Genomic DNA, 13,422 nt, shown 5'->3' with positions numbered 1-13,422 from the left:
AAAGTATTGGGGTAAATAAAAAGGAGCTAACTAGAAGTTAGCTCCTTTTCCTGTTGAAAAATAATTATTTAATATCAACAACAGTATTTTTATCTACGATGTTCCACCAAGTGTTGCCAGGATTCAATGGTAATTCATTCCCTGCGTCATCAGTTAAAAGCGTCTTGGATTTGGCATCTTTTTTACTCCAGTGCATTTTAACAAATTTGCCACTACTAATAACATAACCATTACCGCTGCCTACAATAGCAATGTCTAAATGAAGTCCATCTGCTTGTAGTTTAATGGAAGTGAATTGTACCACTATATTTTTAGTAGATAAGGGGAGGTTATCTTCTTTATTAACTGCAGACTTTTCATCCATGCTTTTAAGGTAAACCCCATCTTTATAAGTGTATCTAGTGTTGTAGGCCTTGCTTATTTTTAAAAATATATCTGTAGCATTCGAAAATTTATCGCTATCCCAATAGCTCTTGTCAAATTTCAACTTTACAGTAGGCGCCTTTACATAATTCTTTGTTTTAATAAGCTTGTTTAATTTTTCTGAAGAAGTATAAAGATTATGAGGAGCTTTCCTTACTTTATCTCTCCAATAAGTAGAACCATAGGCGAATTCATTCATACTCATTAAGTTTTCATTTTGTATTTGAGTAATAGCCTCTGCACTACCCCCACAATGAGCAAAGGGTAGGTTATATTCTTTGGCAATATCTAAGAAATAAGGACGTGCACTTCTAATGGGTCCAATCTTCTGCGCATTGTTCTTTTGGAATACTGCAATGAATCTAGGTATGCCACCTTCAGCTACAGTTTCATAAACAATATCTGCAGCATTTAAACCTGATTGAGGTCTTGCAGCTACTAAGTTTTCTACTATGGCAAGTACAGCTATATTATCTAGTGATGCTTTTTCTACTGCTTCGCCCGTGTAGGGGGAAAAGTATTTTGGAGGGGTTTCCACAGGTTCGGGAACAGGAACTTTTGTTTCGACAGGTTTTGGCTTACTTGGAGTAATAGTAGCTTCAGGTTTTTTGCTACATCCAACAGCAATAAAACTAACTAAAATAAATATATATAATAGTAGCTTAGATTTATTTTTCAAATGAAACATCTCCTTAATAATAGAAAATAAATTAATTGCTGCTTTATTTTAAAGTTTCCCAGCCATCTGCGCTAAGACTTCTGCTGATCTATTTAGTTCTTTTACAGCTTGCACGATTTGCATTAGTGATTGTTCTTGTTTCTGTGATGAATTCATAGAAATTTCAATGTTATTTTCCACTCTTTTAACAGAATCTTTAATACTACCTAGTATATCATTAATTTGTGTTATAGAGGTAGAACTTGATACTGACAACTTTCTTATTTCTGATGCAACAACAGAAAAGCCTTTTCCTGCATCCCCAGCTCTTGAGGCCTCAATTGCAGCATTTAAACCAAGAAGATTTGTCTGTTTTGCTATATTATTTATAAAAGAGATAATCTTATCGGTATTGTCACATTCTTTTGAGGTAACGCCTACTTCACAGACTACCTTACTATTTGTCTCGTTAATACTTTTTATATCTGCATCAATTTCGTTAGCAACCTTTAATATAGATTCTGTTACTTTTGATAAATCCGTAGACATTTTAGTTATCTTGACACTAGTTTCTAAATTTCTGCCATAGGATACAGCACCAACTACTTTCCCATTTTCATCCTTTATGGGGATTGCGACTACTCTAATACTTATTCCTCCATTGTACGCATCAACATTAAACATTTTTACTTTTCCAGTATCCATTGCATCTCTTAATGCCTCTCCTTTTGGGATTACTTTTCCTACCTGCGAGTATGCAGACATGTTCTTACTTTCAACGAATTTTATGAATTTTTCTCTATCGGTTAATGTAAATGAAATTTCATCCTCAAAAAACAAGGGTAACTGATCAAGAATATTCTCGAAACTTTTGATTAAGATATGGTTATCATTTTTCACAGTATTGTTTATCACGACGCGCCCCCTAAAAATAGTTTTGCTATCTTTTTTTGCTATTTTTTCTGTTATCTTTTTTTTTGTTACCTTATATTTTATTCTACAAAAAGTCAAAAAATCCTTCATAAAAAGCAATATACTATAAAAATAACCATAAAATATTTATTAATCTAGATACAAAAAATAATTCGTTAAGAATATAGTAATAGTTATTGTAACAAAACAATATAAACAGAATATTATAAGAGTGAAATATTGTTTTGGAGGTACTTATGTACGACAGCCCTTGTAATAATTGTGAGAATTTTGAACACTGCAGACCAATGATAGATATGCCTATGATGAATATGCCCATGGAAAATATGTCTATGATGAAGGAAGATGATAACGAAGATTTAAAAATGTTATACCCTGAAATGCATATAAAGATCTTTCCTATGGTAGCGCATCATTGTGATATGATTGTTGCTAACTTTGGAACAATGTATTGTCCTAGTAAAATTCATATAGACCATATTAGTGAAGAGATATGTGATAAGTATGAAAAATATTATAGGGTTAATTTTGATGATGATAATTCAGATGAGGATTATGATATGAGACAAAGGAGACGACGACGCCCTGGCAGAAGAAATACAATTAAAGATTTAGTTAAAATATTACTTATTGGTGAGTTAATAGGAAGACGGCGTGGTGCGCCATTATATTATAATTATTAAAACCGTAACTTCGTGAATATTGACATGTGTGATAAATTTCTTCAGGCTAGTAGCCTGAAGAAATTTTTATTAAAATATCTTTACTTAAATACTGGAAAAGTTTAAAATTAATATTGAATAACTTTAAATTATTATTTGAGGATGGGGGGCATAAAAATTGAATTCAATATTAAAAGACATACAAGAAGCAGTAATTAAATATGCGAATATTATATCCCAGATTCTTCAAGTAGAAGTAGAGATAGTAGATGACAATTTAACTAGAATAGCAGGCACGGGTATTTATAAAGATAAGATAGATGTAGATATATCAGAAGAGGGATATGTTTATAAAAAAGTTTTAAAATCTGGAAAGTCCCAAATTATATATGAACCGGGGAAGGATATAATTTGTATACCTTGCCCCAAGAGAGGCCTATGTGATGAAAAATTAGAAATGAGTACACCAATAAAATTGACTGAGAAGACTATAGGAGTTATTGGGTTAATATGCATTAACAATAATCAGAAGGAACATCTACTGGCAAGTTTTGATGTGTATATGACTTTCCTACAACAAATCTCTGAGTTTATAAGCAGTGCTGCAAATGAAAAAAGAGAAATAATTAAAACACAAACCTTGCTAAAACTTCTAAATTTTGTTGTTGATAAAACAGAGCAAGGAGTAATTATATTAAACAAGAGCAATTGTATTACCCATATAAATGAAAAGGGACTTATGGAACTAAATTTAAGTGGTGATTTTAGGAATCACGAAGTAAAGATTAAAATAAGCAGTGATAATGTATTTGATCTTCAGGAATACAAATTAATGCTTGATAAAGAGGTTTTCTTTGTTGTTGGAAGCATACATCCTATAGAATTTAATGAAGAACAATATGATAGGATTATTTTCTTTCAGGATGCAAAAAAATTTAAAGAGAAATTATCAAATTTTACTACTATTAATAAAGTTATAAAAAGTAAGGATATTTTGGGTAAATCAAAACAAATTCAAAAGCTAAAACAAAATGTAAAGAAAATTGCTATCTCTACCTCTACAGTTCTTATAACTGGAGAAAGTGGTACTGGAAAAGAAATGTTTGCAAGAGCTATACATAATGAAAGTAACAGAAATGACAAGCCTTTTATCGCTATAAATTGTGGAGCTATTCCAGATATGCTTCTTGAAAGTGAACTTTTTGGATATTCAAAAGGCGCTTTTACAGGTGCAGATCCTATGGGTAAGATAGGCAAGTTTGAATTTGCTAATAAAGGGACAATACTCTTAGATGAAATAGGGGATATGCCTCTTTATCTTCAGACTAAACTTTTAAGAGTTTTGCAGGAGAGAAGTATTACAAGAATAGGCTCAAATAAGACAATTGATGTTGATGTTAGGGTGGTTGCCACAACAAATAAAGATTTAGTGAAAGCAATAAAAGAAAATAAATTTAGGGAGGATTTATATTATAGAATAAATGTAATACCTCTTGATATACCTCCTTTAAGAGAAAGAAAAGAAGATATAAAATTACTTATAGAAGCTTTTATTGAAAAATATTGTAAATTATTCAATAAGAATTTTTTGAATATGAAATTAGAAAATGCCACAGAGCAAATACTTTTTAACTACAAATGGCCAGGGAATGTGAGGGAATTAGAAAATACTGTGGAATATATTATTAATATGGTGGGTACTGATGGTATAATTACAAAAGAAATTTTACCGCAAAATATTTTCCAAAATGAAACTGGTATTTTAGATAATAGGGATGAGATATTTACATTGAAGGCATTGGAAAAAAATGCAATAGAAAATGCTATAGAAAGATATGGAAGCACAACCCAGGGAAAAAAAACTGCAGCGGGGAAACTTGGGATAGGTATAGCAACACTATATAGAAAAATTGAAGAATATAATTTATCAAAATGATAATTTGCGGTAGATTAACAAATTTAATAGTTGAAAATTCAGACTAATTACTAATATCATAATGATAAAAATTATCATTATGATATTTTTCTTGTATGTTTCTATAATAATAGACTGGCAAACCATTGATATCAGCTATTATGTTTTAAAGAATTTTGGCATAATTATTGCTAGATATGTAAACAAATCGAAAGTAGAGGTGAATCAGAGAAGTAGTAAATTCATGAAAAAAACAATTAATATACACCCAGAGGAGGGTTTTAAGTGCACAAATTAATAGATCTAACAATCAATGAGCAGCAACTTAAAAAAACTGTAGAGAGTGCTAAAGAAAGAAATGTTATTATTCCAACAATAGCTCAAATGAAGGACCCAAACAAGATACCGGAAGAAATTAAAGAAAAATTGAAATCAACTGGTTTATGGGATATTGATCCCGTTAATTTATTTAGAATTTCATGGAAAAATCAACCAGTAGAGACTGGCGGATTATACAATGAGTTACCAAACTATATAGAAATTCCTTCTGAAATATCAGGTGTTAAGGCAAGGATTTTTGCAATGGTTGGAAAGTATTTTCCTGTTGGATGTCATAAGGTTGGAGCAAGTTTTGCCTGCCTAGTTCCACGCCTAGTTACAGGTCAATTTGATCCTACATTCCATGAAGCAGTTTGGCCATCAACAGGTAATTACTGCCGTGGTGGTGCATATAACTCTGCATTGCTTGGATGCAAGGCTGTTGCCATATTACCTGAGAACATGAGTAAAGAGCGTTTTGATTGGCTATCAAAAGTAGCTGGGGAAGTTATTGCAACTCCTGGTTGTGAAAGTAATGTAAAAGAAATTTATGATAAAACATGGGAACTAAAAGAAACTAGAGATAATGTTGTAATATTTAACCAATTTGGAGAACTTGGTAATCATTTATGGCATTATGAAGTAACTGGTAATGCAATGAATGACATTGTTAAAGCAGAAGTTGGTCCAAAGGGGAAACTTGCTGGTGTATGCTTAACATCAGGTTCTGCCGGTACACTTGGAAGTGCGGATTTTCTAAAAGATCAATACCCAAATGCTAAAATTGCGGTTGGTGAAGCACTTCAATGCCCGACTTTACTTAATAATGGATTTGGTGATCATAGAATTGAAGGCATTGGTGATAAACATATTCCATGGATTCATAATGTTAAAAATACAGATATGGTTGTTGCTATTGATGATAATGATGCTTTGGCAATGTTTAGGCTCTTTAATGAACCAGCTGGACAAGAATATTTAAAAGAGCAGGGCATTTCAGAAGATCTTATACAAAAACTATCATATGTTGGTATCTCTGGTGCAGCAAATATCCTAACATGTATTAAATTTGCTAAATACTATGAGTTAACAGAAAATGATATGGTAATGACTGTTCTTACTGATTCTGCAGAAATGTATGGATCAAGACTAGAGGAAATGAAAACAGAAAGAAAAAGAGAATATACTGGAGTAGATGCTGCCGTTGACCATAACAGAAGTGTTTTAGGGCTTAGAACTGATAGTATGGAAGAGTTAACATACCAAAGTAAAAAAAGAATTCACAATCTTAAGTACTACACTTGGATTGAACAACAAAAGTATGATTTGGATGAATTAAATGCACAATGGTATGATTATGATAATTATTGGGGAAGATTACATCAGATGGCACCAGAACTGGATAAACTTATTATGAATTTCAATGAAAGAACTGGGATTTTAAAGTAAAACTAATCCAGGAAAATACAAGCTACTGCATAGGTGCAATAGCTTGTATTTTTTTATGGTTAAAAATTCAACCCAAATTGGATGACGAAAAAATGTCTTATAATGTATTGATTAAAAAATAAAATACTATACTATTAATGCAATAAAGTAACGATAGTACAAAAAACTCGAAAAATAGGCGGATATAATGCAGTAAAATGTTGGTATTTATGCCATGTAAAAATGTCTAATTCAGTTATTATTAATAGTATAAGGTGAAGTAGTAGTTCGAGGTGGCAATATATTGTTAATGCAAACGTTTCACAATATATTGCTGAGTAAAGTTAAGTTCTAAGGGAATTAAAGTTGCATAAAACTCTGCAGAGAAATTTCTAATGAATATGATAGGAAAAGAGGGGGTAGCAGTAATCGCAGGTTCCGATAATCCTTAAGGACCAACAGTTATTAAATGCGTAGCTAATCTGAAAGGCTTTATTTAAATGAAGTCTTTTGGAAAAACAACAAAAATATTGGAGGTAATATTATGTCAGAAGCAGTAGCAGTAACTAATACAACTGCAGTCGTTGCTAAAAAAAAGTTATTATCAGGATTTTTTAGAAAAGGAATTGCAATTGGTTTATTCTCAGGAGTTTCATATGGAATATTTGCAGCATTTTTGGCGTTAGCTATGTCAAAGGGGATTTGGAGCGATTGGTATGGTGCAAATACAGCTGGTTTATCTGCATTTGCGGTTATATATGTACTTGGTGCACTTGGTTGTGGCGTAAATGATACTTTAAGTGCAGTTTGGGCATTAGGTATGGCAGGTGTTAGAGGCAAACTTGGGGATTTCTTTAGAACTCTTAATACTAAACCGGGCCGCATGATTATGCTAGCCGCACTTATGGGAGGACCTATTGCCAATTCAGCTTTTGTTATTGGTCTTGCAACGGCTGGTTCAATAATTGTTCCAATTTCTGCCCTTTGCCCAGCTATTGGCGCTATTTTAGGCAGAGTTTTATACAAACAAGCATTAACAAAACGTATGACTTTAGGTATTGTTATCTGTGTTTCTGCAAGTGCTTTGATTGGGTTTTCAAGTATTACTGGAGGTGCACAAGAAGGTGTAGTGATAGGTATTATAGCTGCCTTTGTTGCTGCTATTGGATGGGGTATTGAAGGTTGTATAGCTGGTTATAGTACATCAATGGTAGATTCAGAGATTGGTATTGCTATTCGTCAGACAACATCAGGCCTTGCAAATTTAATTATATTTATTCCTATCATAGCTATAATAGGAGGTAACGCAGGTCTTTCATTCCAGGTTATTGGTCAAGCATTTACAAGCGGTCCTGCTATGATTTGGTTTACTGTTAGTGGTCTTTGTGCTTATCTTTCATTTATGACATGGTATAAGGGTTCTAGTATGACTGGTGTTGCGCTTGGTATGGCAACTAATGGCACGTACTCTTTCTTCGGACCGTTATTCTGCTGGTTAATACTTGGCGTGGGCTTCGGAATAGAAGGGTGGTCACTCACTCCAATATCTTGGTTTTCTGCTGTATTAATGGCAATTGGTATCTTAATAATAGCAATGAATCCATTGGATTTATTAAAAAAAGGGGAGGCGTAATTGTATGAAACCACTTAATTTTGCTATTTTAAAACATTTTACAAAAGTTAAGGGAGCATGTGCAGACGACGTTATTGAAGCTCTAAAAGGTCAATATAGTAACTTCAAAGCTTTTGATAAAAATTCTATTATCTCAGCTTTAATGACAGCTGAAGCTAATGGTCTTATTGAAGAAAAAAGTTGTGATATGGACAAGTCAGGTAATTTAAGGATTTACTATTATGCAAATGATGAAAACGCAGCTACAATTAATAATTATATTAAGGATTAGCTCTATTTTCACAGGGTATCTTGCACTATTAGTGCAAGAAAGTAACGATAGTACAAAAACTTCTGAAAATTGGTGGATATAATACTGTAAGATAGCGTACTTTATGCAATGAAAGAACGCCTCTTTCAGTTATTATTAACATAAAATCACATAGTAGTTTTAGTCTTAAGAAAACGTTTTACAATGTATTGCTTAAGTAAAGTTGAATTCTAATGGAATTAAGGTTGCATAAAACTCTGCAAAGAAATTCTAATGAGTATGTATTTAAAAACATCCGCGAAAACAATATAAAAGGAGGAATATGTAGTGAGGTATTATGGAGAAGAAGCGTTAGGGGTTATTGAAACATTAGGAATGGTTCCTGCAATTGAAGCGGCAGATAAAATGCTGAAGGCTGCTAATGTTGAACTGGTAGCATATGAAAACATAGGTTCCACTCTTGTCACAGTTATGGTAAAGGGTGATGTTGGTGCCGTTAAGGCATCCGTGGAAGCGGGAGCTGTAGCAGCTGCTGCAGTAGGTACATTAACAGCACAAAATGTTATGCCACGTCCAATTAAAGACATTGGAGACATTGTTTCAGTATATCAATTAGCTGATACAGATGAAGTAGCATCAAAGGGTAAATATAGAGCTTTAGGATTAATAGAAACTTTTGGTATAGTTTTTGCTTTAGAGGCTGCAGATGCAATGTGCAAAGCTGCAGATGTTGAATTGATTGGTTTCGAAAATGTAGCTTCTGGCTATATTTCTGTATTGGTTCGTGGAGATGTAGGAGCATGCAAAGCATCCGTAGAGACTGGTATACAAGCTGTAACAGATATGGGTGCTGAAGTTTATAGCTCAGTTGTTATTGCAAGTCCACATCAAGAACTTGAAAAAATTATTGGACTTTATTCACTTGAAACTTTAAATCCTTAATATGTGTGTGATGTATCAGCACATAGTTAATGAAAATGAAAAGAGGCGTCAGGAATGAATATTATTGACAATGATTTGATCTCCATCCAAGAATCTCGAATTATTGCGGAAAATGCCGGTGAAGCACAAAAACTGCTAGCAACTTTTCCGCAAGAAAAACTAGATGAGATTGTTGAGCGGATGGCAGAAGAAATCGGTAAGTATGCCCGTGAACTTGCCATCATGTCATGTGAGGAAACTGATTATGGCAAATGGCAGGATAAATATATCAAAAATCGATTTGCCACCGAGCATTTACTCAATAAACTTCGTGGAATGCGTTGTGTAGGTATTATTAATGAGGACATTAAAAACAAAACCATGGATGTAGGTGTACCTGTGGGTGTAATTATTGCACTTTGTCCTGCAACAAGCCCTGTTTCCACTACTATCTACAAGGCATTAATTGCAATCAAGTCCGGCAATGCGATTATCTTTTCTCCGCATCCTAGAGCGAAGAAAACAATTTGCAAGGCGCTTGACATTATGATTCTTGTAGCTGAAAAATTTGGTCTTCCAGAAGGAGCGCTTACATATTTACGTACTGTGACGACTTCTGGGACAATCCAGTTAATGAACCATAAGGCGACCTCTTTGATTATGAATACAGGTGTACCAGGAATGCTTAATGAATCATATAAATCTGGAAAACCTGTGATTTATGGGGGAACTGGCAATGGACCGGCATTTATTGAACGCACAGCTGACATTAAGCAAGCAGTGAGAGATATTATTGCTAGTAAGACCTTTGATAACGGAATTGTATCAGGAGCTGAACAATCTATTGTTGTTGACAGCTGTATTGAAGCGGAGGTAAAACTTCAGCTACAAAGTAACGGAGCATATTTTATGACAGAGGAAGAAGCAGAAAAACTTGGATCTCTCTTTTATCTTTCTGATGGTAGTTTGAACACAGAATTGGTAGGGAAATCCGTACAGGAACTAGCGAAGAGAGCAAGTTTTTGTGTTCCCAGTAGTACAGTACTTCTAATTGCTAAGCAGAAATATGTTTCGGACACTAATCCATATTCCAAGGAAAAACTTTGCCCAGTATTGGCTTACTACATCGAAGATGATTGGATGCATGCTTGCGAAAAGTGCATTGAGCTGCTTTTAAGCGAGAGGAATGGACACACACTTGTTATGCATTCAAAAGATGAAGATGTAATTCGTATGTTTGCATTAAAAAAACCAGTGGGTAGGGTGCTTGTTAATACACCTGCTTCCTTTGGTAGCATGGGTTATACAACTAACTTGTTTCCTGCTATGACTCTTGGTAGCGGATCGGCGGGTCAAGGCATGACTTCCGATAATGTTTCTCCAATGAATCTTATTTATATACGCAAGGTAGGTTATGGTGTGAGGAACATTGAGGATATTATTCATGGAGTGTATGCAGAGGGAAAAACTCCATTGCCAACTGTGCAAAAGCGGTCAGGATATAATTCAGAGGACCTAGAAATATTGAAGAATATTTTAAAAAAAGCTCTCCAAGAGATTAAATAGAATTATAGAGCTGTATGTAGAATAAAGAATACAAGTTAAATAAAAAAATTAAAATAATTATGAAAGAGTGAGGGGTAAGAATTATGGATATTCGTGAATTTTCAAGTAAATTTGCAGAAGCAACTAAAAGTATGTCCGCAGATGAACGGGCATCTTTAATGAAGATGTTTGAGGGAGTTTCAAAAGAAATTACAAAAAAAGATGAAGCAGTTTCCGAGCCTTGTGTAGCATCTTCTGATAATCAAGGAGAGGTTCCAAATGGAATTACAGAACGTCTAAAGAGACTGAAAGATAACTATTTGAAATGGAAACCTACAATCTCAACTCATCGTGCTCGTGCAATTACTAAGATAGCAAAGGAAAATCCTGGAATGCCTAAAATCATATTCCGTGGTAAAAGTTTCAAATATTGTTGTGAAACAGCACCTTTGTTAATACAAGAGGATGAATTAATCGTAGGAGCACCTTGTGGAGCACCTCGTACAGGAGCTTGTTCTCCTGATATTGCATGGAGATGGATGGAAGATGAACTTGATACTATAGGTACCCGTGCTCAAGATCCTTTTTATATATCTGATGAAGATAAAAAATTTATGCGTGAAGAACTTTTCCCTTTCTGGAAAGGGAAATCCATTGATGAATATTGTGAAGATCAGTATCGTGAGGCAGGCCTTTGGGAACTATCAGGCGAATCTTACGTTTCAGATTGCTCTTACCATGCAATAAATGGTGGTGGGGATTCAAATCCTGGATACGACATAATCCTTATGGAGAAGGGAATGCTAGATATTCAACAGGAAGCAAAAGATCATTTGAAAAATCTAGACTACCAAAATCCAGATGATATAGATAAGATTTATTACTATAAATCTGTTATTGATACTACTGAAGGAGTTATGATTTATGCAAAGCGTTTATCTGATCATGCGGCACAGTTAGCTGCAAAGGAAACTAATCCTAAGCGTAAAGCAGAATTACTGAAGATTTCAGAAGTAAATGCACATGTTCCTGCACATAAACCTCGTAATTTCTGGGAAGCAATTCAGTCCGTTTGGACTATTGAATCACTGCTAGTAGTTGAGGAGAATCAAACTGGTATGTCTATCGGTCGTGTTGATCAATATATGTATCCATTCTACAAGGCAGATATAGAGCAAGGTCGTATGAGTGAGTTTGAAGCATTTGAACTAGCTGGTAGTATGCTTATTAAAATGTCTGAGATGATGTGGATTACAAGTGAAGGCGGTTCTAAGTTCTTTGCAGGATATCAGCCATTTGTAAACATGTGTGTTGGCGGTGTTACTCGTGAGGGTCTTGATGCAACAAATGACTTAACTTACCTACTTATGGATGCTGTTCGTCATGTTAAAATTTACCAACCGACACTAGCTACACGTATTCACACCAAGTCACCTAAGAAATATATGAAGAAAATTGTTGACGTTATTCGTGCTGGTATTGGATTCCCAGCTTGCCATTTTGACGATGCTCATATTAAGATGATGCTATCAAAAGGTATTTCTATAGAAGATTCCCGTGACTATTGCCTTATGGGTTGCGTTGAACCTCAAAAATCAGGTCGTTTGTATCAATGGACTTCAACTGCTTATACCCAGTGGCCAATATGTATAGAACTAGTTCTAAACCACGGTGTTCCACTGTGGTATAAAAAGCAAGTTTGTCCTGATATGGGAGACTTGGATAATTTCAAAACTTATGAACAGTTCGACAATGCTGTTAAGGAACAAATCAAATATATTACAAAGTGGTCAAGTGTTGCTACTGTTATTTCTCAACGTGTCCACAGAGAACTAGCTCCAAAGCCTCTAATGTCCATTATGTTTGAAGGTACCATGGAGAGTGGGAAAGATGTTTCAGCTGGTGGTGCTATGTACAACTTCGGACCTGGTGTTATATGGTCTGGGCTAGCTACTCATACAGACTCTATGGCTGCTATCAAGAAGTTAGTATTTGATGATAAGAAGTATACTTTGAAGCAACTAAATGAAGGACTAAAAGCTGAATTTGTGGGATATGAACAGATGAAAAGCGATTGCCTGAAAGCTCCTAAATACGGTAATGATGATGATTATGCAGATTTGATTGCTTCTGATTTGATTAACTTCACAGAGAGGGAACACCGCAAGTATAAGACTCTTTATTCTGTGCTAAGCCATGGTACACTGTCTATCTCAAACAATACACCTTTTGGTCAGATGCTTGGTGCATCTGCTAACGGGCGTGCGGCTTGGACACCATTATCTGATGGTATCAGTCCGACTCAAGGTGCTGATTTTAAGGGACCAACAGCTATTATAAAATCTGTTTCTAAGATGTCTTGTGACGCTATGAACATAGGAATGGTTCACAACTTTAAGATTATGGCGGGACTACTGGATACACCTGAAGGCGAAGAGGGGATGCTCACATTACTTCGTACTGCTTGTGTCTTTGGCAATGGAGAGATGCAGTTCCTTTATATTAATGATGAAACATTGATTGCAGCACAAAAGAATCCAGAGAATTATCGTGACTTAATTGTTAGGGTTGCAGGCTATAGTGCATTCTTTGTTGAACTGGAAAAAAGTGTTCAGGATGATATTATCAGTAGAACTATGCTGACACATTTCTAATTAGGATATTCCATTGACTTTAAAATGGCTTAACTGACGCTCGATTCTCTTATGCTAGAGGATCGGGCCCAGTTAAATTATT

The 13,422-nt window shown here is 34.6% G+C and carries 10 protein-coding genes and 1 pseudogene; 9 read left to right on the top strand and 2 right to left on the bottom strand.

Annotated elements, in window-relative coordinates; translation table 11 throughout:
* Positions 1–64: 64 nt before the first annotated feature.
* Both ACREWB_RS17890 and ACREWB_RS17885 read right to left on the bottom strand, forming a co-directional pair.
* Positions 65–1,102 carry a DUF3048 domain-containing protein gene (locus tag ACREWB_RS17890; protein WP_431548819.1) on the bottom strand — a complete coding sequence of 346 codons (1,038 nt, stop codon included), beginning with the start codon at positions 1,100–1,102 and terminating at the stop codon, positions 65–67.
* A gap of 48 nt (positions 1,103–1,150) precedes the next feature.
* Positions 1,151–1,996 carry a methyl-accepting chemotaxis protein gene (locus ACREWB_RS17885; RefSeq protein WP_431548818.1) on the bottom strand — a complete coding sequence of 282 codons (846 nt, stop codon included), beginning with the start codon at positions 1,994–1,996 and terminating at the stop codon, positions 1,151–1,153.
* Positions 1,997–2,250: 254 nt separating this feature from the next.
* Between ACREWB_RS17885 and ACREWB_RS17880 the strand changes: the two genes are divergently transcribed.
* From ACREWB_RS17880 to cutC, 9 genes and pseudogenes are all read left to right on the top strand, one after another.
* Entirely contained in the window at positions 2,251–2,697 is a 447-nt protein-coding gene (locus tag ACREWB_RS17880) for a hypothetical protein (RefSeq protein WP_431548817.1), read from the top strand.
* 157 nt (positions 2,698–2,854) lie between these two features.
* Complete coding sequence (locus tag ACREWB_RS17875) at positions 2,855–4,612, top strand: sigma-54-dependent Fis family transcriptional regulator (RefSeq protein ID WP_431548816.1); 1,758 nt, start codon at positions 2,855–2,857, stop codon at positions 4,610–4,612.
* A gap of 264 nt (positions 4,613–4,876) precedes the next feature.
* Positions 4,877–6,358 (top strand): pyridoxal-phosphate dependent enzyme, encoded by a 1,482-nt coding sequence (locus tag ACREWB_RS17870; RefSeq protein WP_431548815.1) that lies wholly within the window; start codon positions 4,877–4,879, stop codon positions 6,356–6,358.
* 523 nt (positions 6,359–6,881) lie between these two features.
* Entirely contained in the window at positions 6,882–7,970 is a 1,089-nt protein-coding gene (locus ACREWB_RS17865; protein ID WP_431548814.1) for a DMT family transporter, read from the top strand.
* 4 nt (positions 7,971–7,974) lie between these two features.
* A complete protein-coding gene (locus ACREWB_RS17860; RefSeq protein ID WP_431548813.1) occupies positions 7,975–8,241 on the top strand; it encodes a hypothetical protein in 267 nt (88 codons plus the stop codon).
* Between the two features lie 306 nt (positions 8,242–8,547).
* A pseudogene (locus tag ACREWB_RS17855) lies at positions 8,548–8,835 on the top strand (BMC domain-containing protein); the annotation flags it as partial.
* Complete coding sequence (locus ACREWB_RS17850; protein WP_431548854.1) at positions 8,815–9,162, top strand: BMC domain-containing protein; 348 nt, start codon at positions 8,815–8,817, stop codon at positions 9,160–9,162. The pseudogene ACREWB_RS17855 and the gene ACREWB_RS17850, both read left to right, overlap by 21 nt.
* Before the next feature lie 54 nt (positions 9,163–9,216).
* Positions 9,217–10,707, top strand: coding sequence for an aldehyde dehydrogenase family protein (locus ACREWB_RS17845; protein WP_431548812.1), 1,491 nt, complete (start codon positions 9,217–9,219; stop codon positions 10,705–10,707).
* A gap of 83 nt (positions 10,708–10,790) precedes the next feature.
* Positions 10,791–13,340 (top strand): choline trimethylamine-lyase, encoded by a 2,550-nt coding sequence (gene cutC / locus ACREWB_RS17840; protein WP_431548811.1) that lies wholly within the window; start codon positions 10,791–10,793, stop codon positions 13,338–13,340.
* The last annotated feature ends 82 nt before the right edge of the window (positions 13,341–13,422 follow it).

This window comes from Clostridium sp., assembly GCF_050717635.1.
In the GTDB taxonomy this organism is placed as follows: Bacteria; Bacillota; Clostridia; order Clostridiales; family Clostridiaceae; genus Clostridium_AD.
Note: the sequence above shows the minus strand (reverse complement) of the source record. Positions and strands in the feature narration are given on the sequence as shown.

Bases quoted from the DNA above. Each gene is read 5' to 3' on its own strand.
- ACREWB_RS17880 (WP_431548817.1), top strand. From the start codon at position 2,251: ATGTACGACAGCCCTTGTAATAATTGTGAGAATTTTGAACACTGCAGA.
- ACREWB_RS17860 (WP_431548813.1), top strand. From the start codon at position 7,975: ATGAAACCACTTAATTTTGCTATTTTAAAACATTTTACAAAAGTTAAG.
- cutC (WP_431548811.1), top strand. From the start codon at position 10,791: ATGGATATTCGTGAATTTTCAAGTAAATTTGCAGAAGCAACTAAAAGT.
- ACREWB_RS17865 (WP_431548814.1), top strand. From the start codon at position 6,882: ATGTCAGAAGCAGTAGCAGTAACTAATACAACTGCAGTCGTTGCTAAA.
- ACREWB_RS17845 (WP_431548812.1), top strand. From the start codon at position 9,217: ATGAATATTATTGACAATGATTTGATCTCCATCCAAGAATCTCGAATT.